This window comes from Mesorhizobium sp. URHB0026, assembly GCF_054059755.1.
The window spans coordinates 89,897-110,848 of the sequence record NZ_JBSSCN010000002.1; the positions used below are offsets into that span (position 1 = coordinate 89,897).

Below are 20,952 nucleotides of genomic sequence, written 5' to 3' on the forward strand. Positions count from 1 at the left end.
CGTCCAGTAGCTTGTCGTCATGATCCTCAGCTTTGAGAACCATCTCAAGGGCAGCAAGCAACTTTTGCCGCCGCAAGCGTTTTGCGCATTGCTGCTCGGCAAGTTCAACGGCTGATGAAGTCATTCCTGGATGACGGCGCGGCGACGATCAGTCCGGCCGCAAGAAAGCCACAGAGCAGATCAGTTCGAACGAACTTCTCCCGTTGCGCGTTACAACCGTTTCGACCCAGTTTCGCCTCTGGAACCATCAGGCAGCAGCGCGGCTGAAGCGGTCGATCCTGAAGTCGTCGAGCGGCGTTTCGCAACGGTCGGTCGTGATGAGTTCGGCCATGGCGTCGCCCACGCCAGGACCAAGCTGGAAGCCGTGTCCGCTGAAGCCGAAGGCGTGGAACAGGCCTGGCGTCGTCGCCGAGTGTCCCATGACCGGCAGCATATCCCGCAAATAGCCCTCGCAGCCCGACCATGTGCGAATGACGGCGACCCGCGCGATTGCCGGCAACAGCCGCGCGACGGCGCGCAATTGCGACGGCAGTCGCATCGGGCCGGCGGCGGCATGGCCCGGGTCCAGGTCCACCGATACCCTCTCGGCGGCGCCGCCGAAAACAGATGTTGCCCCGCTCGACCTGGCGCAGATAGGCGCCATGGTGCTTGTCGCGCGTCCAGATGCCGACCACGGGCAGAATCCGATGCGGCAGCGGCTCGGTCACGCCCATCTGGGGGCCGTAGGCGTCGAGCGGGACCGCTTCGCCGAACTGCTCGGCAATGCGCGCGCCCCAGGCTCCGGCGGTGTTGAGCAAGCAGTCGGCGGCGAATGCACCCTTCGAACTGGCGACAAGGAAACCGGTGCCCGTATAGGTGATGTTCTCGACCTCGGCTTCCTCGATGATTTGCGCCCCCAGTTTGCGGGCCGCCTCGGCAAAAGCCGGCGCGATCAGCCGCGGATTGCCGCTGCCATCATGCGGCGAGAACGACGCCGCAACAGCATCAGGACCGAGACCGGGAAAACGGGCGCGAATCTCGCGCGGGCTGAGCTCCTCCAGCTCAAGCCCCCAGGGCAGCGCCGCCTTGGCGTAGGCCCGCATGTCGGCGAGGCTATCTTCCTCGAAGATCAGCCGGACATGGCCTGTAGCGCGGAATTCCACGTCGCGGCCAAGCATTTTTTCGGCCTCGCCCCACAGCCTGAGCGAGCGATGGGCCAGCGGAAGCTGGGACAGGTGACGCCCCGTGCGCCGGATGTTGCCGAAGGAGGCAACCGTTGCTCCCGTGCCGATCCGGTTGCGCTCGATTAGCATCACGCGCGCGCCGCGCCGCGCCAGGAAATAGGCCGAAGCCGTTCCCATCAGTCCGCCGCCCAGCACGATCACATCCATGGCGCCCTCATGCAATGAGCCAATCTTGTCCGCACCGCGGACTTGCGTCAAAGATGGGTTTGGACAGAAGCCATAAGCTTTACCTATGGAGTGGCAATGCGGGCCCGGCAGCTCGAAGTGTTCATCGCCGTCATGCGCGCGGGCACCGTGACCGCCGCGGCGCGGATGCTGAACATCTCCCAGCCTGCTTTGAGCCAGATCCTGCTGCACGCCGAGGACGAACTCGGCTTCACCCTGTTCGAGCGGGTGAAGGGCCGGTTGCGACCGACCCCGGAGGCGCTCGAGATATTCCCTGATGCCGAGAGGTTGTCGGCGGGGCTTGAAGGCTTGCGCCGCAAGACCACCGACCTGCGTCTGGGTCGAACCGGTCTGGTACGGGTCGCCGCTTCACCGCCGCCGGCCATGGCTATCTTGCCGCGTGCGTTCACAAAATTCCGGGCCCAGCATCCCAACATGATGTTGCGTGCTCATAGCGCGCCGATCGCTGCCATCGTCGACATGCTGCGTGCGGGCGACGCCAGCCTGGGCGTGGCCATGGACGACCGGCTTCCTCCGGATATCGAGGCGGAGGTGATCGGCAGCGTCGGCTTCGCGTGCCTGCTGCCCGCCAGACACGCGCTGCAAAAGAAGGCCGAGCTGAGGCTCGCCGACCTCGTCGGGGAGGAGTTGATATCGTATCGCGGCAACACCCGCCCCGCCGACGAACTGGCCCACGCTGCCCGCGCGCAAGGTGTGACGCTTTCGCCGTCGCTCGAAATCGACGTATCCATCTCCGCGGTCGGTTTCGTCCAGGCCGGTCTGGGCATCGCCTTGGTCGACGCGCTGCTGCCGTGGCACCAATTTGCCGGGCTTGCGGTCAGGCCGCTGACGGCAGGACCGGAATTTCCGATCGCGCTTCTCACCTCCCGGACGCGGGCCCTTTCACTGGCCGATGAGATGATGCGCGATGAGATCCGCGCTGCCTCTGCCGCCGTCCTGAATGAGCATCGCGCGAAAGCATAAGCAGGACTTATATCCTTGCCCATCATGCGTCTTGGACCCGCACCATCCGGTCGTGCCAGTTTTGCCTGGCAGACAGGAAGGGACGCATCATGGACGGTGTCATCGCGGCGGATGCAGCGCAGAACGGAGCCGACTGGAAGGTCGGCGTCGATATTGGCGGAACATTCATCGATTTCTGTGCGCTCGAAGCAAATTCCGGCCGCCTCGCATCGCTAAAGGTGCTGACGACGCCAGAAGATCCGGGCGCGGAACTGATGACCGGTCTCACCCTGCTGGCCGAACGCGAAGGCTTTGACCCTACCCATATGACGCGTTTCGTGCACGGCACGACCGTCGGCATCAACACGATCATCCAACGCAAGGGCGCGCCGCTCGCGCTGTTTACCAATGCCGGCTTCGAGGATGTGATCGAACTCGCAAGGCTGCGAATGCCGGACATGTATTCGCTGTTCTGCTCGCGGCCGGACCCGCTGATCTCGCGCGACATGGTTTTCGGCATTCCGGTCCGCATGCGTGCCGATGGCAGCGAATCCTTGGCGCCCGACATGGCGGCGGTGGAGAGGGCGGTGGCGGCGGCAAAGGCCAATGGGGCGCAGGGGATCATCGTCTCCTTCCTCCATTCCTGGCGCAACGCCGCGCAGGAAGCATCCGTGAAGGCGGCGATAGCGCGTCTTGCGCCCGAACTCTTTGTCTTTTGCTCGGCCGAGGTGTGGCCGGTCATTCGCGAATACGAGCGCAGCTCCACCGCCATTCTCAACGGCTATGTCCATCCGCGTGTCTCTGGCTATCTGACGGCACTGGAAGAGCGGCTGAAGGACCGAGGCGTGCCGGCCCGCCCCATGCTGACGAAATCGAACGGCGGGCTGATGAAAGCTGCGGAAGGCAAGCACGCCTGCGTCAACATGCTGCTTTCGGGAACGGCCTCCGGCGTCATCGGCGCCTCGTGGCTGGCCCGTCAGGCAGGCGAAGACAGGATCCTTACCCTCGACATCGGCGGTACCTCGGCCGACTTCGCGCTCATCATCGACGGCGAGCCGAAGTTCGGCACCGGTGAGCTGATCGGCGAATTTCCGCTCCATATCCCCTCCGTTTCGGTGAGCTCGATCGGCGTCGGCGGCGGTTCGATCGCCAGTGTCGACGCGCAGGGTGTGCTGCGGGTGGGGCCCGAGTCGGCCGGTTCGACGCCAGGACCGGCGTGCTACGGCCGGGGTGGCGAGCGGGCGACGGTGACCGACGCCATGGTGGTGTGCGGATGGCTCGGTCACAGCGAAATGGCCTATGGCCAGCTCAGCATCGATACCGGACTGGCGCAGCGGGCGATCGGAAACCTCGCTGCCCGGCTTGGCCGTCCGGTCGAGCAGACAGCGCAGGCGATCCTCGACATAGCGGTGTCGGAAATGTTCGTCGAGGTCGAGAAACTCGCCTCGCGCGCCGGCATCGATTTGCGCGATTTCACGCTGATGCCCTTCGGCGGCGGCGGTCCGATGCTCGGCGCCTTTCTTGCCCGCGAACTCGGCATGAAGCGCGTCATGGCGCCCCGCCGCCCCGGCGTGGTGTCGGCGCTGGGCGGGCTGGTGGCGGACCTGCGCGGTGATTTCATTCGCACCATCTTCAGCCCGCTGTCGGGCACATCGCTCCCCACAATCCGCGAGGCGTTCGAGACCCTCGCGCAAGAGGGCAGCGATTGGCTCGCAGCGCAGGGGCACGACGCGTCCGCGCAACTCAATCTCTCCTGCGACATGCGCTACATCGGCCAGAGCTATGAAATCGAGGTTGTGTTGTCGCCGGAATGGCTGGCGGACGGTAACACAGCAGCCATCGCGCAGGCCTTCCACCGCACCCATGAGCGGCTCTACGATTTTCACGATCCGGACGGCGAGATCGAACTTGTGAATGTCCGGCTCTCCGCCGTAGGCGCGGGGCCGAAACTCTCTTTCCCGAAGGTCGACGTGATCGACGCCCCGGCCATTCCGACGCGCCGGATCCCGGTCTACACAGGCGTAAGCGTCGAGACCATCGACCTGTACGACCGGCAGAGCCTCGCCCCGGTCAGCACGTTCAGCGGGCCTGCCGTAGTCGTTCAGGAAGACACCACGTTCGCTATTCCCGCGGGCGCGCAGGCAAGCGTCGACCGCCATCTCAACCTTCTGCTCACCTTCCCGGAGTGATGCCTTTGTTTGACCGCACAAACCTTCAGGTTCTGGCTAACCATGCCCGCGCGGCGGCCGAGAACATGGCCCACACGCTGCACCGCACCGCGCACTCCGCCTTCGTCAAGGAGACGCAGGACTTTACCGTGATGCTGATGGACCGTTCAGGGGGGACCTTCGCCGTGCCGATGGAACTCGGCGCCACCTGGTATCCGGGGCTGTCCTATCACCGCGCGATCGCTATGGTCGACGACTACCGGCCGGGAGATGTGGCGTTCACCAACGATCCCTATTCCGGCTACGTCGCTACGCACGCGCCCGACACGCATTTGTGGAAGCCGGTCTTCGTCGACGACGAGATCGTCGCCTGGACCGGCGGGCATATCCACAACACCGACATGGGCGGGGCGGTGCCGGCTTCGCTCAGCCGAGCGCTGACCGAAATCCATCAGGAAGGCATCCGCTTTCCGCCCATGAAGCTGGTGAACGAGGGTGTCTTCGACGAGATGATCCTGCGGATCATGAGCACCAATGTGCGCAAGCCCGACCTCAACATCGGCGACATCAAGGCGCTGGTCGGCGCGCTCAACACCGGCGAGCGCAAGATGCAGGCAATGGTGAGGAAGTTCGGCAAGGCCGGCTTCATCGAAGGCGTTTCAGCTCTTCTTGACCATGCCGAAGCGCAGGCGCGCGACGTGCTGCACTCCATGCCCGACGGCATATGGGAATTCGCAGACTATGCCGACGAGGATTCGGTCGAGGCCAATCCCTGCCGGCTGAAGCTGACGCTGACGATCAAGGGCGACGAGGCAGTGCTCGATTTCACCGGCTCCGATCCGCAGCTCGGCTCCTCACTCAACGTGCCATCAGGCGGCGACCCGCGACACACCATGCTACTGGTCGGCGTCTACTACGTGCTCTACACGCTCAATCCGAAGATCCTGCTCAATACGGGCCTCACCCGGCCGTTTACCTGCATCGCACCCACGGGTTCGGTGCTGAACCCGGTATTCCCCGCTGCCGTGGGCATGCGCTCGCTCACCTGCGCCCGGTTGCGGTCGGTCATCTTCGGCGCCTTCTCGCAAGCCGTGCCGGAGCGCCTGCCCGCGGCTCCTGCCGGCAACAACTGCATCGTCAATGTCATGACCACGGACGAGCGCACCAGCCGGACCGTCATCGCGGCGGTGAACCCCGTAGTAGGCGGCGGCGGCGCGATGCCGCATCGCGACGGGACCAACGGATCGGGCGCCGATGCTGCCTATCTCAAGAACACGCCGATCGAGATCACCGAGACCGAGACCCCGGTCGAATTCGTGAAATACGGGCTCGCCAGGGACAGCGGCGGGGCGGGTCGCTGGCGCGGCGGGCTGGCGACCGAGATGGCGTTCCGCGTCTTTGCCCCCGATTCCAGAATTACGGCGCGCAACCGCGACCGCAGCTTCTTTCGTCCCTGGGGCGTGCTGGGCGGCAAGGCGGCCGGCCTGTCGGACATGGTCGTCAATCCGGGGACCGGGCACGATCGGCGGCTGGGCAACATCGACACGGCGGTGCTGCAGCCTGGCGACGTGCTCGATATCCGCTCCGCCGGAGGTGGCGGGCGCGGCGATCCGCATCAACGCGAGCCCTGGCGGGTCGCGCAGGATGTACGGCGCGGCTATGTCTCACCTATTGTTGCCGAGCGCGACTATAGCGTCGTCATTCGCGATGGCGAGGTCGACGAGCAGGCAACCGCGAGGCTGCGCGCGGGGCACAAGCCGTCCGCCGGCCATTTTGATTTCGGCCCGGAGCGGGAAGGCTACGAAGCGCAGTGGACTCCGGCGGCCTATGACCGGCTCACCGCCATATTAAGGGACTTGCCGATCCATTGGCGGTTCTTCGCCAAGACGGAGATCTTCCGTCGCATGAAGGGGCGCTCCGGGCCTGAAGGCGTCCAGGCGGCGTTCGATGCAGTCTGCGAACGGTTCCCCGAACTGCCCCGTCCTCTTCCGGTGCAAGAGGCCGCGGAATGATCACCGCCGGCCGTATCGTCCGCCTGGCAGAGCGCGACCGCGCGCAGCTGCATTTCTTTCTCGACGGTGAGATGCGCGACGCACTTGTGGGGGACACCGTTCTGACCGCCATGCTGGCATCAGGGCACGCCTTGCGAAAGTCCGAGTTCGGACCCGAGCCGCGGGCCGGGTTCTGCCTGATGGGAGCCTGCCAGGATTGCTGGGTATGGCAGGACGAGGGGCCGCGTGTGCGGGCGTGCTCGGCATTTGTCAGCGAAGGCATGCGGTTGCGCACGACAGAGCCGGAGAGCTGGCCGTGAGCGAGACCTTGCCGCCGCGGATCGTGATCGTGGGCGCCGGTCCCGCCGGCATAAGGGCGGCGGCTACGCTGGTTGAGGCAGGGCTCCACCCGGTGGTGATCGACGAAGGGCAGCGCGCTGGTGGCCAGATCTATAGGCGGCCGCCTGCCGGTTTTACCCGCACAGCGGAGCAACTCTACGGGTCGGAGGCTGCGAAGGCGCGCGCGCTGCATACGCTCTTCGACCGGCTGGCCAAGGAGGGACGACTCACCCATTGCGCGGCGAGCTCGGTCATCGCTGTGCAGAAGGGTCGGCTGCACGTGATGGGGGAGGTCGGCGTGCAGGTGATCTCCTATGACCGCCTGATCATTGCCACCGGCGCGTCCGACCGCGTCGCTCCAGTCCCCGGCTGGCAGAGTGCCGGCGTCTACAGCCTTGGCGCGGCGCAGATCGCGCTCAAGGCGCAGGGCGTGGCGCTTGGCCGGCGCATCGTCCTGATCGGATCGGGGCCTCTGCTGACGCTGGTCGGCGCGCAGCTCGTCAAGGCCGGAGCGGATGTGGCAGCGGTGCTGGACACCTCTCCCTGGCATCAGCAGACGCGGGGGTTTTGGGGACTGGCCGCCCGGCCGGTTGTCGCGCTGCGCGGTCTGGCCCTGCGGGCGAGGCTCGGCGGCCGCTACCATACGGGCGTTGCGCTCGAGCGGATCGAGGCCGACGGGACGGGTGTCACAGCGATGCGCTGGCGCGACGCCGGCGGAAGGCAGCGTCTCACTGCATGCGACATGATCGGCATGGGCTGGCACCTGCGGGCGGAGACCCATCTGGCCGACCTCGCGGGATGCGACTTCACCTATGACGAGCAGTGGCGGCAATGGCTGCCAAAGACCGACCGGATGGGTCGTGCCGGCAACGGCGTCTATCTTGCAGGCGACGGGGTTCGTCTTCTGGGAGCGGACGGCGCGGAGATCGCTGGGCGTCTTGCGGTGGCGGCATGCCTTGCCGATCTCGGACGTCCGGCGCCTTCCGCCAGCGCCGATCTGCGCAAACTCGCGCGGCTCGAGCGCTTTGCCAGTGGTCTGGCTTGCGCCTTTCCCTGGCCCGCCGCGATGGTGCGGGCGCTCCTAGACGAGGCGATCGTCTGCCGTTGCGAAAACGTGAATGCCGGAGCCTTACGCGAGGGCGCGGGTTTCGGCGGCGGCGAGGCCAATAGAGTGAAATCGCTCTCACGCGTCGGCATGGGGCGATGCCAGGGACGCTATTGTCAGTTGGCCGCCGTCGAACTCGTCGCGGCGCAGTCCGGCTGCGCGCCCGATGCTGTCGGCCGGTTTCGCGGACAGGCTCCTGTCCGGCCGGCTCCTGTCGGCGCCTTTCTTCGTGAGGGCTGATGCGCTTGCGAAAGCCACGCCTGGATATTGGCATAGACCACGTCTCAGAAGTCGGCGACCTTGCCCCAGGCCGAACCATCGAAGCGCCGCGGATCATAGGATGTCGCGTCGACGATCGGTTCCGACCCGGTCATCAGATCGGCGACGAGATGCCCGGCGCCGGGTCCGATGCCGAAGCCGTGTCCCGAAAACCCGGCAGCCAGGAAGAAACCCGGAACGGTATCGATCTCGCCGATGGCGGGCACGCCGTCCGGCGTGCTGTCGATGTAGCCGGCCCAGGTCGCGCTGATCTTTGTTTGGCGCAGTGCCGGCAGCAGCGCGAGCGCCCGAGCGTGGGTCAGGCGGATGGTCGCCTGATCCGGAACCGGATCGAGGATGCGCATCCGCTCCATCGGCGTTGGCCGGTCGAGCCGCCAACGCCGCAGCGTTTCGTGGCCCGAACGCATGCCTTGCAGCCCGCCGGGCCCGAGGCTTCGCCACCGCTTCAGGAACATGGGCAGGAACTGCGTGGAGAAACGCAGCTGCTGGGGCGTTACGTCCACGCGTCCACGCCCGGTTATGGCGAGCGTATAGCCGCCGTCGCTGCGCCGGGTGGCCGAGATCCCGGCCGTATGCACTGCATCCGGCAGGCCCTCCGCACCGGGCGAGACGGACAGGATTGAGGAGCGGACCGACGCCTGCGGAAAGCGGAAACCGAACTGATGGCAGAAGGAGGAAGCCCAGGCGCCGCCGGCCAGCACCGCCACCTTGGTCCGGATCGTTCCGTTTTCCGTGACCACGCCGCTCAGGCGCCCGCCCTCCGTCTCGATGCCGCGGGCGGCGCAATTCTGGTGTACGGAGCCCCCGAGCTTGAGGATGGCGCGGGCGACCGAGGGCGCGGCCCGCGACGGATCGGCGGTGCCATCCGTCGGCGAGAAGACGCCGCCCTTCCAGGTCCGGCCCGTGGCGCGGCCCCGCTCGCTGGCCTCGGCGCTGTCAAGCATGTGCGTGGTGACGCCGGCCGTTTTGGCGAAGTCACGCCAGCGCGCCCAGCCGGCCAGTTCCGCCTCGTCATTGCTGAGATAGAGCAGCCCGCAGCGGCGGAAGCCGGTGTCCTCGCCAGTTTCCGCTGCAAAGCGCTCCCAAAGATCGAGGCTTCGCGTCGCCATCGGCAGCTCGCGGGCGTCGCGGTTCTGCTGGCGACACCATCCCCAGTTCCTGCTGGATTGCTCGGCGCCGATGCGTCCCTTTTCGACAAGGACGACCTGCATGCCGCGCCCGGCCAGATAGTAGGCGGCGAATATACCGACGATTCCACCGCCGATCACCACAGCGTCCGCGGATTGGGGCAGTTCGCCAGATGTCTCGATTTGCTGCAGCGGCGCGGGCATTGTCTCTCTACCTTGAAGCGCCAATCTAGCTCGTTGCGCAGGCAGCCGCTGCTGCAGTTGAGGCCGCCGCGGAATTTTATTCCGCCAGCTCGGTTAAAAACGGGAGTCGCTGCGTTTTAAAGCGGTGTCCGCTTGGATGGACAGGCCGGTGGGCTGTGGTAGTGTCAATGTTGTTGGTACGGCAGCATTTTGTGCTGTGGCATGCGTTCTTCGGAGACGGCCGTGAAACTGGATCGGATCGACATCAGAATTCTTCACGAATTGCAGAAGAACGGTCGCATCACCAATGTGGAACTGGCCGAACTGGTGCATCTGTCGCCGAGCCCGTGCCTGATGCGGGTCAAGAAATTGCAGTCGGAAGGCTACATCGAAGGCTATTCGGCGCAGGTCAATATCGGCAAGCTCGGCCAGATGCTGACCGTATTTACCGAAATCACCTTGAGGAACCACCGCCAGGTGGACTTCGCCCGCTTTCTCGCCGTCGTGGAGAAGATCGACCAGGTCATCGAATGCCACCTCGTGTCGGGCGGCTACGACTATTTGATGAAATTCGTGACCGCGGGCATTGGCGAGTACCAGACGATCATGGAGCGCCTGACCGACATGGACATCGGCATCGACAAGTATTTCAGCTTCGTGGTGCTGAAGTCTCCCATCGTCAAGGCGCACATGCCGCTGCCCAGCCTGTTTCCGAGGTGAGGCTTTGCCGCTTCTTCAACGGTGGCCGTACCGGCTGACGAGCTCGGGGTCGCGGACAAGGCCGTCGAGCCAGGTCGGATCAAGCTTCGGCACTGAGGAGAACAGAAGCTTGGAATAGGGATGGGTGGGCGCCTTCAGCTTGTCGGGCGTGATCTGCTCCACCCGCTCGCCGTTGTACATGACCATGATCTCGTCGCAGATGGCCTCGACGACGGAGAGGTCGTGGCTGATGAAAATGTAGGAAAGGCCCAACTCGCGCTGCAACTCCTTGAGCAGTTCGATCACGGCGGCCGCCACCACCGTGTCGAGCGCCGAAGTGATTTCGTCGCAGATGATCAGCTTGGGGTCGGCCGCCAGAGCGCGCGCGAAGTTCACCCGCTGCTTCTGGCCGCCCGAGAGCTCCGACGGGCGACGGTAGCGTAGCGTCCTAGGCAGGCGCACCATGTCGAGCAGTTCATCGACGCGCTTGGAGCGCGCCTGCCTGTCGAGCCCGTGATAGAAGGCCAACGGCCGGGAGATGATGTCCTCCACAGGCTTGGCCGGATTGAGCGCGGTATCGGCATACTGGAACACGATCTGCATCTCACGCAGGTCGTCCTGACTGCGTTTCCCAGCGGTACGCTCCAGTTGCTTGCCGTCGAAGATGATGTCGCCGGCCGCTGCCGGATGGATGCCGGCGATGACGCGTGCGAGCGTCGATTTTCCGCAGCCGGATTCGCCGATGACGCCGAGATTGCGCCCCTTCTCGACGACCAGGCTGACGGAATTGACAGCGCGGATCAGCGGCAGTCCGTCAGCCCGCACCGCACCATAGCCGGCAGTCACATTATCGATACGCAGCAGCTCTTTCGTCCGCGCATCCGCGTCCGCATGTGCTTGCCGCGGTTTCGGCTCGAAGGCAGCCAGCAGTTCGCGCGAATAGGGGTGCTGGGCAGCCGAAAGTATCTGAGCCGTAGTGCCGGTCTCCTGCACTTCGCCGCTCTTCAGCACAACGATGTGGTCGGCGATCTGGGCGACGACGGCGAGGTCGTGGGAGACGTAGACCCCCGCTATCCCGCCCGCCCGCATGACCGACTTGAATGCCTTCAGCACGTCGATCTGCGTCGTCACGTCGAGTGCCGTCGTCGGCTCGTCGAAGATCATCAGCTTGGGATCGCCGATGAGCGCCATGGCCGCCGACAGCCGCTGCAATTGCCCCCCCGAAACCTGGTGCGGGTAGCGCGCGCCGATCCCTTCCGGATCCGGCAGCGACAAGGCCCGGAACAGGTCGACCGCTCGCTTTCGCGCCTGCTCGGGCGGCATCAGCCCGTGGATGCGCGTAACCTCGATCACCTGCTCCATGATGGTGGACGAGGGGTTGAAGGAGGCCGCGGCACTTTGCGGAACATAGGCAATGTCGGTGCCGCGCAACTTGGCGCGCTGCTGTTCGGAAAGTGCCGCCATGTTCTTGCCGTTGACATTGATCTCGCCGCCGGTGATCCGGCAGCCAGGCCGCGCATAGCCCATCAGCGAGAGCGCGATCGTCGTCTTGCCGGAACCACTCTCGCCGATCAGGGCGACGATCTCGCCATCGGCGATATCGAAGCTGACGCCCTTGATGATTTCGACAACACGACCCGAGTCCGTCGTAGCCTCGATCCTCAGGTTCCTGACCTCCACGAGATTGCTCATGCGTCCCTGTCCCTGATCTTCCGCGGCAGGTTGTCGATCAGCAGGTTGACGCTGATGGTGAGGCTGGCGATCGCCAGCGAGGGCACAATGACGGCCGGTGCCGCGAAGGGCAGGCCGCCGATGTTCTCGCGCACCAGCGCGCCCCAGTCGGCGAGCGGCGGCTGGAGGCCGAGGCCGAGGAAGGACAGGCCGGAGAGCAAGAGCACGATGAAGACGAAGCGCAGGCCGAAGTCGGCCAGCACCGGGCGTATGATGTTGGGCAGGATCTCGGATCCGATGAGGTACGCGGTGCTTTCGCCGCGGACGCGGGCGACGGTCATGAAGTCCATGCTGTTGATGTTGACGGCGAGCGCCCGCGCGAAGCGATAGGCGCCGGGTATATAGATGACGGCGAGCGTCAGGATCAGCGCCGGGATCGACGAGCCGACCGCGGCGACGACCACAAGGCCGAACAGCTTGCTAGGAATGGAATTCATGGCATCGAGGAAGCGGCTGAGGCAGCTGTCGAGCCAGCCGCCGGTGACGGCCGCGACCATCCCTAGCACGACGCCCGAGAAGCAGGCGATGGCGACGGCAGCGAGCGATATGCCGACGGTGTAACGCGCGCCCATCAGCACCCGCGAGAGCATGTCGCGCCCCAGATAGTCCGAGCCGAGCCACAGCCCCTGACGCATCGGGCCGAAATAATCGTCGTCGACGATATCGCCGATCGAATGGGGAATGATCGTGGGCGCGAAGATGGCGATCAGCGTCCACGCCACGATGACCAGCGAGGCCACCACGCCCACCAGATTGTAGCTGTGGCCCAGGAAGGACCGTCGGGAAGCTGCCACGCGCGCCATCGTCACCTGAGCCTCGGGTTGGACATGATGGCGATGATGTCTGCGACGGTGATAAGCAAGAGATAGCCGAGGCAGAAGATCATCGCGCAGCTCTGGATCAGCGGCAGGTCGCGGGTCGCGACCGCATCGACCATCAGCTTGGCGATGCCGGGATAATTGAAGATCGTCTCCACGATGATGACGCCGCCGACCAGATAGGACAGCGACAGCGCGACCGCGTTGACGATCGGCCCGAGCGCATTGGGAAGTGCGTGCTTGAGCACCATGCGCCCGCGTGAGGCGCCTTTGAGAAGCGCCATCTCGACATAAGGCGTGGAGAGTGTTTCGATCACCGCAGCGCGGGTCATGCGGATCATCTGGGCGGAGATGACGAAGGTGAGCGTGATCACCGGCATCGCGTAAATGCGCACGAGGTCAGTCAGCGTATGCGCCTCATTGACCGAGGACAGCGCCGGCAGCCATTTGAGATAGACGGCGAAAAGCAGGACCGCGAGGGTCGCGACCATGAATTCCGGCACGGAGATGACGCCGATCGAAAGAATGGTGACGGCGCGGTCGTAGAGAGAACCGCGCAACATGGCGGAGGTGATGCCCAGCGTCAGCGCCAGCGGCACAGAGAGCAGCGTGGTGATGCCGGCGAGCTCCATGGTGTTGACGAAGCGCCCGCCGATCAGCGCCGCGACCGGCATCTCGTTGGCATAGGACGTGCCGAGATCGCCGTGGAGCAGGCCGATAAGCCAGCGCAGGAAGCGCAGAATTGCCGGATCGTTGAGATGCATAGCCTCGCGCAGGCCGGCGACGGCTTCGGGTGTCGCCGCTTGGCCGAGCAGGATCGACGCGGTGTCGCCGGGTAGCATGCTGGTGGCGAAAAAAACGGCGAACAGGACGATCAGAAGCGTGATGACCGCGATTGCCAGCCGCTTCAACACGAGGTTTAGAACCCCAGACGTCATGGAAGCGCTCCTGCGGTTGCGTTCGGCCAAGCCATGTTGCGCAATTAAGGTGCCAGGGACTGGCTGTCCGGTCCCTGGCAGGCGCCTCTCAGGCTTCGAGCCAGAGATATTCCGCCATTGCGTAGCCCATCATGCCACCGAGTGGGTTCGCCTCCAAACCCTTCACCTTGCTGGAGAGGGCATCAACGTTGGAAATGTAGGCCGGGATGATGGTGCCGGCCTCCTCGGAGACCATGGTCTGCATCTGGCCGTAGATTTCCTTACGCTTGGCTTGGTCAAGCGAGCCGCGCGCCTCGATCATTAGCTTGTCGAATTTCTCCGACTTGTACTGGCTTTCGTTCCAAGGCGCGTTGGAGGCGTAAAGGAGCGAGAACAGAATGTCCGGCGTCGGGCGTGGATTGATGTTGCCGAAATGGATCGGCGCCTTGAGCCAGTAATTGTCCCAATAGCCGTCGGACGGGACGCGCTGGACATCGAGCTTCATGCCGATGTCCGCGCCGGCGGCCTGGATGATCGTCGCCATGTCGATCGACGATGTCGCCGCGTCGGAGGCGATCACGGGGATGGATTGGCCGAGCAAACCTGACTTCTGGAAATGGAACTTGGCCTTGTCCGGATCGAAAGCCTTCGGCTTCAGGTCGGCATTGTGGAAGATGTTTGCCGGCGAGACGGGCTGGTCGTTGCCGACTTCTCCAAGGCCGCGCAATGCCGATTTGACGATCTGCTCGCGATTGACGAGGTACTTCATGCCGGCCACGAAGTCGGCCTTGTTGCCCGGATCCATGTCGAGCCGGATGTTGAGGTCCGTGTAGTTGCCCGAGGTCGTCTTCGACAATTGGAAGCCCTGCTGGCCGCCGATGAGCTTCATCGCGCGCGGATTGATCGAGGCGGCGAAGTTGATGTCGCCGGAAAGCAGGGCGTTGACGCGGGCGCTGTCGTCGCTGATGGCGATGAATTCGAACGAGTCGAGGTAGGGCTTGCCGGATTTCCAGTAGTTCTTGTTCTTGGTGACGACCGACCGCACGCCCGGTTCGAACGCTTCCAGCACGAAGGCGCCGGTGCCATTACCCTTGGAAAAGTCGGTGGTGCCGTCCGCCACGATCATGAAGTGATGCAGGGCCAGGATGGTCGGAAGGTCGGCATTCGGGTCGGCCAGCGTGATTTCCACGGTCGACTTGTCGACTGCCTTGAAGCCGGTCATCTGCGCGGCGATCTTGGCGACTTTGGAACCGACCGCCGGATCGAGATGGCGCTTCATCGAGAAGACGACGTCGTCGGCGGTGAGGGCCTTGCCGTCGTGGAAGGTGGCGCCCTTGCGCAGCTTCACCGTCCAGGTCTTGGCGTCCTTGCTGTCGAAGCTTTCAGCCAGCTCCATCTGCGTGACGCCATCCTTGTCGAGGAAAGTCAGGCGGTTGTAGAGCGAGCAGCAGCGGACATAGTCGGTCGACAGCGACGCCTTTGCCGGATCGAGCGTGTCGGCGGTCGAGGACGACCAGCCGGCGGCCTTGAAGCTCCCGCCGGAAACCGGCGTGGCGGCGACGGCATTGGTGGCGCGGCCAAGCACCATGCTGCCCGCGGCAACCGCGGCGCCGCCGGCCAACAGCATCTTGAGGAGTTCGCGGCGGCTCGCGCCCCGCCGAATGGCATTTTCGACCATGGCATCGTCTGCGCTGGTCCAGTTCGTGATCTTGTCGGTCATAATCATTCCCCTTTCTGTTTGTTTTCCGGCTTGCTCGTCTTGACGCGGCTTTCCGGGCTTGGTCAGGTTCGTTCCTTCAGGCTTTCCCGCACGGCCGACGCCAACGCGGCCATTGAGGTGAAGTGGTGGTCCGGCACGGTGAAGCGGTCGGGTTCGATCGTGCCGCCATAGCCCTTCTGGGCATGCCGGCGCTCGATCCAGCAATTGGTCAAGCCAAGCGCCCGGGATATGCCGATATCGTGATACTGGCTTTGCGCGACGTGCAGGATGTCGTCCTTGCTGTCGCCCCTTGCGGCGACGAAATCGAAGACGTTCTGGAAGATCGCCGGATCTGGTTTCTCCGTGCCGGTGTCGTCGGTCGTGAAGGTGGCGAAGAAGGGCGATCCGAGCTGCTTCTCGAAATGGTCGAGCGCCCAGCGCCGGGCGTTGGTCATGGCAATCAGCCGGTGCGATTTCGCAAGCTCGGCCAATGCCGCCGCGCTGTCCGGGAAGCCTTGCCAGAGGCTGGCGGACTCCCGCAGGCGCACGCCGTATTTCTCCTCGGCCGGCAGGCCGAGCTGCGGCGCGATGACCATGTAGACACGCACGAGATCGTCGGGAAACAGGCTCGCATCGGGCATGTAGCGGGCCTGCCGGTAAAGGCTCAGCGCGGCTTCGCCATCGACGGGAACGCCAGCGTCGGCGGCAATCTCGGCCAGGCAGGTCGTGATGCCACCTTCGAAGTCAATCAGCGTGCCGACGACATCGAAGGTCATGTATTTGAATTTGCTAAAGCCCCTGGCCAAGACTGGCTCTCCTCTGCTCGCGGCCGAATTGCATCGTGCTGAACAGAACAAAATTCCGTGCTGTCCGGGGCGTCGGCCTTTTCAAAAACCCGGAAGTTCGGGGCTTCTGGCCTTGTCTTATAAGCAGTCTGGCACTTCCCCCGCGCTGGATTCGCCGAAAAGGCGCTGGGCTGCGGCACAAAATTGCGAAATCGTCTGCCCCGGCGCTATTTCGAAACACGTTGTCGCCCGTCATGCCAGGGCCTGGCGGACGTCGGCATCGTCCAGCGTCTGGTCGAGCGTCAGGCGCGTGCGCTCGACGATCGCGTCGATATCGTCGTCGGTGCAGCAGAGCGGGGGAGCGTAGCCGACAACCCCGTTGGCAAAGGCACGGATGATCAGGCCATTGCCCCACGCCCTGTCGAAGAGGCGCCGCGCCGGCATGGCCGATACGGGAAGCGGTGTCTTCTTCTGTTTGTCGACTACAAGTTCCATCGCGGCAAGCATCCCGCGACCGCGAACATCGCCGACGAGCGGATGGTTCCTCAGACCCTCCAAGCCCGCCATCAGCCGAGCGCCGGCCTTGATGCCATTCTCCAGGAGGCCGCCTTCATAGAGCTTCAACACCTCGAGCGCGACGGCGGCGCTGACGGGATGGGCGGAATAGGTGTAGCCGTGGCCGACCGCCGAAGCGCCCGCGCCGTCGGCGATGACGTTATAGACATGATCGGCCATGAACACGGCGCCCATAGGAACATAGCCGGAAGTCAGCCCCTTCGCGGTCGTCATGAAGTCTGGAACGATGTCCTCCTCCGTGCAGGCGAACAGAGGTCCCGTGCGGCCGAAGCCGGTGATCACCTCGTCGGCGATGAACAGGATGCCGTACTCCCGGCAAAGTTCGCGCAGCGCCTTGATCCAGCCCTTCGGCGGGACAATGACACCGCCCGAGCCCTGGATCGGCTCGGCATAGAAGGCAGCGACCCGCTCCGGTCCAATCTCCTCGATCTTGGCCTTTAACGCGGCGAGTGATGCGGCGATGATCGCGTTGCCGTCCTCGCCTACCGGGTTGCGATAGGGATAGGGGGAGGGGATCTTGTGCTGCCATTCGAAGGGAATGCCGAAGCCGGCGTGAAAGGCGGGCAGGGCGGTCAGGCCCGCGCCGACCACAGACGAGCCGTGATAACCCTGCTCGATGGAAATGAACTGGTCGCGCTTCGGTTCGCCTTTGGCATTCCAGTAGTAGCGGACGAAACGGATCGTGCTGTCGACCGCGTCCGACCCGCCAAGCGTGAAGAAGACGTGGTTGAGGTCGCCTGGCGCGCGCTCGGCCAGTTCCGAGGCGAGGCGGATGGCCGGCTCAGAGCCGAGGTCGAAATAGGCGGTGGCATAGGGAAGCTCGCGCATCTGCCGGGCCGCCGCTTCGACGATGCTGTCGAGGCCGTAGCCGGCATTAACGCACCACAGCCCGGCGAAGCCGTCGAGAAGCTGCCGGCCGGACGCATCGGTCACGGTCGCCCCCTTCGCCGATTTCAACACACGGACGCCTTGCGCCTCGTGACCACGGTATGAAGAGACCGGGTGGATGAGATGGGCGCGGTCGAGTTCGATTAGGGAATTGGCGAGCATTCTATCCTCCGGACTAGCCGAGCGCCTGGTTGGCGAGGGCGTAAACTCTGGGCCTGGCCTGTTCCGCGACCGTCTTGGGCGGACGGTCCATGGCCACGCCGCCGCCGACATGGGCGAGACCGATTTCTTCGAGCCAGCCGGCCATGCCGGTCCCGCTGCCGGTATCCACGCGCAGGAAGGCGCCGGGACGCGGTGCGGCGAAGAAGCCGATCAGGGCCTTCGCCTCGTCGGCGCTTGCCGCGATGACGGGACCGATCACCTCGCCGCGCCCGAACGGGCGGATCGCGGCATAGGCCTCGATGGCGCCATTGCGGCGGATGACGGCGATTTGGCCGCGTTCCGCCAGTGCGTCGATCAGGGCTTCACGGTCGGCGCCGTAAGCGTCGCGGTCCAGCGCCTTGATTTCCAAGAGATCGGCGGTGTCTGCGGCTTCCACGCCGTCGGGCGCACCAAGTTTGGCGACGCTGCCCTGATGTTGCCGGATTGTACCGGACGGCACGAAGCCGAGCTTTTCATAGAGAGGCATGCCGTCAGTTGTCGCGACGAGCCGCAGCGGACGGTCGCCGGCAAGGGCGAAGGCCTGATCCATCAGCCGGCGCCCAAGCCCCTTGCCGCGCGCGTTCCTGTCGACGATCACCATGTTGATCATGGCGCAATCCGCGCCGTAGGGCGTGACCAGGATGGTTCCGGTGACGCGGCCCTGGTTGTCGAGCGCGACCGCACCGGTCGAGAGCTGCAGCGCCATCTGCCAGTCCTGCCGCCGATGCGGCCAATTCTCCTGGCGAGAAAGCGCCACGGCGCCCTCAATATGGTCCGGCCCGAAGGCCTGGAGTTCGATCTCGCCCTGCTGCATGAGGCCTCCTTCCGTCTAGTGCCCAAGTCTCGGCCATCGGCGCGCAGCAGATCATCTGAAGGCATTGGCTTCGGCGGTATCTTTCGCCGTAGCGCAAGCGGTGCGCCGCATCTTGTGCTGGCGCTGTCCGCGGCGGATGCGTTTCACGCCGATCGCGGCGCCGCAATCGGCGCGCCAGATGCTACAGCGTGCCAAACCGGATGGCGGATACGGAACTTTCTGCTTTCGCGAGGGCGATTTCGGTCAGGTGGGTCGCTGCCTGCCGTCCTATGATGAAATACATCCCAGCATGGATGTGCTTCCACCGGAGATCGACGGACATGGCTTCCTTCAGGCCCAAATACATCACCTTCGACTGCTACGGCACGTTGACCTTTTTCCAGATGGCGGAAGCGGCGCGCGATCTTTATGGCAGCCGGCTCGACGAGCCGCGCATGCAGGAGTTCATCAAGAATTTCGCGGCGTATCGGCTCGACGAGATCATGGGCGACTGGAAGCCCTATGCCGACGTCGTCCACAACGCGCTCGAGCGCACCTGCAAGCGCAACGGTATCGCCTTCAGCGCCGAAGACGCTGGGATGATCTACGAGCGCGTTCCGACCTGGGGGCCGCACGCCGATGTTCCGGCCGGCCTGGCGAAGGTCGCCAAGGAAATTCCGCTGGTCATCCTGTCCAACGCCATGAACGCGCAGATCATGTCCAATGTCGAGAAGCTCGGTGCGCCGTTCCATGCCGTCTACACGGCCGAGCAGGCGCAGGCATACAAGCCACGCTTCAAGGCCTTCGAATACATGTTCGACAGGTTGGGTTGCGGCCCGGAGGATGTTCTTCACTGCTCGTCTTCGTTCCGCTACGACCTGATGTCGGCGCACGATCTCGGCATCAAGAACAAGGTCTGGGTCAATCGCGGCCACGAACCGGCCAACCCGCACTACGGCTATGTCGAAATATCGGACATTTCGGGTCTTCCAGGCGTCGTTGGGCTCTGAAGCAGGCGGATTGCCGATGAAGTTCGTCTCCTACTGGCACGACACCGCCCCGGTCTTTTCCTGCGGCGCGCAGGACCCGGTCGAGGGGCACTACGATGCCGCCATCATAGGCGGCGGCTTCACCGGCCTTGCCGCGGCGCACCGCCTGGCGAAGGCCGGCGCCAAGGTGGCGGTGCTGGAAGCGGAGCGGGTGGGGTGGGGTGCATCCGGACGCAATGGCGGGCACCTGAACAACGGCCTCGCCCACAGCTACCTCTCTGCCAAGGCGGAGCTTGGCAAGGAACGCGCGATCGCGCTCTACCGGGCGCTGGACGACTCGGTCGACACTATCGAGACGCTGGTCGCCGAGGAAGGCATCGACTGCAATTTCCGCCGCGCCGGCAAGCTGAAGCTCGCCTCCAAGCCGCAGCATTTTGAATCAATCGCCCGCAACTTCGAAGCGCTCCATGCCGAGGTCGATCCGGATACGGCGCTGCTGTCGGCGGACGATCTCAGATCCGAGATCGTCTCGCCCTTTCATGGCGCGATGCTGTCGAAGAAAAGCGCCATGATGCATATGGGCCGCTATGTCGCCGGCCTGGCCACTGCCGCTGCCCGCCACGGTGCCGTCATCCATGAGAACGCGGCGGTGACGGATCGCAAGCAGGTCGGCAGCAAGCATGAGATCACCACCTCGCGCGGTCGGATCAGCGCCGACAATGTGCTGATGGCGACCGGCGCCTATACCACGCCGAATTTCGGTTATTTCCGCCGCCGGATCATCTCTGTCGGCAGCTTCATCATCGCCACGCGGCCGTTGGGCGACACCGAGCTCGCCGCGACCATGCCTGGCAACCGGACATGCGTGACCTCGATGAACATCGGCAACTACTTCCGGCTCTCTCCTGACAACCGCCTGATCTTCGGCGGCCGCGCACGCTTCTCGGCGACGTCGGACCAGCGCTCCGACGCCAGGAGCGGACGAATATTGCAGGCAAGCCTTGCCACAATCTTCCCGCAACTCGCCAAGGTCGAGATCGACTATTGCTGGGGCGGGCTGGTCGACATGACCAAGGACCGCTTCCCGCGGGCCGGCTACCATGATGGGGTCTGGTACGCGATGGGCTATTCCGGCCATGGCGCCCAGCTTTCCACGCATCTCGGCATGATCATGGCCGATGCCATGCTCGGCCGCGAGGATCGCAATCCTATGAAGGGGTTCGAGTGGCCTGCCATTCCCGGCTATTCCGGCAAGCCCTGGTTCCTGCCGATGATCGGCCTCTACTACAAGGCGCTCGATCGAATTCAGTGAT

General features: G+C 64.5%; 16 protein-coding genes and 1 pseudogene. 8 read left to right on the plus strand and 9 right to left on the minus strand.

From position 1 onward, the window contains the following. Positions 1–379: 379 nt before the first annotated feature. A pseudogene (locus ACVWWD_RS29045) lies at positions 380–1,370 on the minus strand (NAD(P)/FAD-dependent oxidoreductase); the annotation flags it as partial. Positions 1,371–1,466: 96 nt separating this feature from the next. On the opposite strand from ACVWWD_RS29045, the gene ACVWWD_RS29050 reads away from it, so the two are divergent. The 5 genes from ACVWWD_RS29050 (at position 1,467) to ACVWWD_RS29070 (ending at position 8,194) form a co-directional block, all read left to right on the plus strand. Then, on the plus strand, positions 1,467–2,372 hold the full coding sequence (locus ACVWWD_RS29050) for a LysR family transcriptional regulator (protein ID WP_023775117.1): 906 nt from the start codon (positions 1,467–1,469) through the stop codon (positions 2,370–2,372). 89 nt (positions 2,373–2,461) lie between these two features. Next, positions 2,462–4,540, plus strand: a complete 2,079-nt coding sequence (locus ACVWWD_RS29055) for a hydantoinase/oxoprolinase family protein (protein WP_457103668.1) — start codon at positions 2,462–2,464, stop codon at positions 4,538–4,540. A gap of 5 nt (positions 4,541–4,545) precedes the next feature. After that, complete coding sequence (locus ACVWWD_RS29060; RefSeq protein WP_352566704.1) at positions 4,546–6,531, plus strand: hydantoinase B/oxoprolinase family protein; 1,986 nt, start codon at positions 4,546–4,548, stop codon at positions 6,529–6,531. Beyond that, positions 6,528–6,830 carry a (2Fe-2S)-binding protein gene (locus ACVWWD_RS29065; protein ID WP_352566706.1) on the plus strand — a complete coding sequence of 101 codons (303 nt, stop codon included), beginning with the start codon at positions 6,528–6,530 and terminating at the stop codon, positions 6,828–6,830. The genes ACVWWD_RS29060 and ACVWWD_RS29065 overlap by 4 nt, the downstream gene beginning before the upstream one ends. Continuing rightward, positions 6,827–8,194, plus strand: coding sequence for an NAD(P)/FAD-dependent oxidoreductase (locus ACVWWD_RS29070; RefSeq protein WP_023784972.1), 1,368 nt, complete (start codon positions 6,827–6,829; stop codon positions 8,192–8,194). Before ACVWWD_RS29065 ends, ACVWWD_RS29070 begins: the two co-directional genes overlap by 4 nt. A 44-nt stretch (positions 8,195–8,238) precedes the next feature. Here the strand turns inward: ACVWWD_RS29070 and ACVWWD_RS29075 are convergent, their stop codons facing one another. Then, positions 8,239–9,564 (minus strand): NAD(P)/FAD-dependent oxidoreductase, encoded by a 1,326-nt coding sequence (locus ACVWWD_RS29075; RefSeq protein ID WP_023775122.1) that lies wholly within the window; start codon positions 9,562–9,564, stop codon positions 8,239–8,241. Between the two features lie 222 nt (positions 9,565–9,786). Here ACVWWD_RS29075 and ACVWWD_RS29080 point away from each other — a divergent pair, with 222 nt between their 5' ends. After that, positions 9,787–10,263, plus strand: a complete 477-nt coding sequence (locus ACVWWD_RS29080; RefSeq protein WP_031241821.1) for an Lrp/AsnC family transcriptional regulator — start codon at positions 9,787–9,789, stop codon at positions 10,261–10,263. A gap of 15 nt (positions 10,264–10,278) precedes the next feature. Here ACVWWD_RS29080 and ACVWWD_RS29085 read toward each other — a convergent pair whose 3' ends face one another. The 7 genes from ACVWWD_RS29085 to ACVWWD_RS29115 all read right to left on the minus strand — a co-directional run bounded on the left by ACVWWD_RS29085 (position 10,279) and on the right by ACVWWD_RS29115 (position 18,671). Continuing rightward, positions 10,279–11,934: an ABC transporter ATP-binding protein gene (locus tag ACVWWD_RS29085; RefSeq protein WP_352550182.1), complete on the minus strand. Its 1,656-nt coding sequence runs from the start codon at positions 11,932–11,934 to the stop codon at positions 10,279–10,281. After that, a complete protein-coding gene (locus tag ACVWWD_RS29090) occupies positions 11,931–12,776 on the minus strand; it encodes an ABC transporter permease (protein ID WP_031241820.1) in 846 nt (281 codons plus the stop codon). The genes ACVWWD_RS29085 and ACVWWD_RS29090 overlap by 4 nt, the downstream gene beginning before the upstream one ends. A 2-nt stretch (positions 12,777–12,778) precedes the next feature. Beyond that, entirely contained in the window at positions 12,779–13,729 is a 951-nt protein-coding gene (locus ACVWWD_RS29095; protein WP_031241819.1) for an ABC transporter permease, read from the minus strand. Positions 13,730–13,817: 88 nt separating this feature from the next. Beyond that, positions 13,818–15,428, minus strand: coding sequence for an ABC transporter substrate-binding protein (locus ACVWWD_RS29100; protein WP_352566709.1), 1,611 nt, complete (start codon positions 15,426–15,428; stop codon positions 13,818–13,820). Positions 15,429–15,490: 62 nt separating this feature from the next. Beyond that, entirely contained in the window at positions 15,491–16,183 is a 693-nt protein-coding gene (locus ACVWWD_RS29105) for an HAD-IA family hydrolase (RefSeq protein WP_435053072.1), read from the minus strand. Positions 16,184–16,444: 261 nt separating this feature from the next. Beyond that, a complete protein-coding gene (locus tag ACVWWD_RS29110) occupies positions 16,445–17,818 on the minus strand; it encodes an aspartate aminotransferase family protein (protein WP_023775129.1) in 1,374 nt (457 codons plus the stop codon). A gap of 13 nt (positions 17,819–17,831) precedes the next feature. After that, complete coding sequence (locus ACVWWD_RS29115) at positions 17,832–18,671, minus strand: GNAT family N-acetyltransferase (RefSeq protein ID WP_352566715.1); 840 nt, start codon at positions 18,669–18,671, stop codon at positions 17,832–17,834. A gap of 320 nt (positions 18,672–18,991) precedes the next feature. Between ACVWWD_RS29115 and ACVWWD_RS29120 the strand changes: the two genes are divergently transcribed. Together ACVWWD_RS29120 and ACVWWD_RS29125 are read left to right on the plus strand one after the other, a co-directional pair. Continuing rightward, positions 18,992–19,660 carry a haloacid dehalogenase type II gene (locus ACVWWD_RS29120; RefSeq protein WP_023775133.1) on the plus strand — a complete coding sequence of 223 codons (669 nt, stop codon included), beginning with the start codon at positions 18,992–18,994 and terminating at the stop codon, positions 19,658–19,660. Between the two features lie 16 nt (positions 19,661–19,676). Then, a complete protein-coding gene (locus ACVWWD_RS29125) occupies positions 19,677–20,951 on the plus strand; it encodes an NAD(P)/FAD-dependent oxidoreductase (RefSeq protein ID WP_352732365.1) in 1,275 nt (424 codons plus the stop codon). Position 20,952 lies beyond the last annotated feature (1 nt).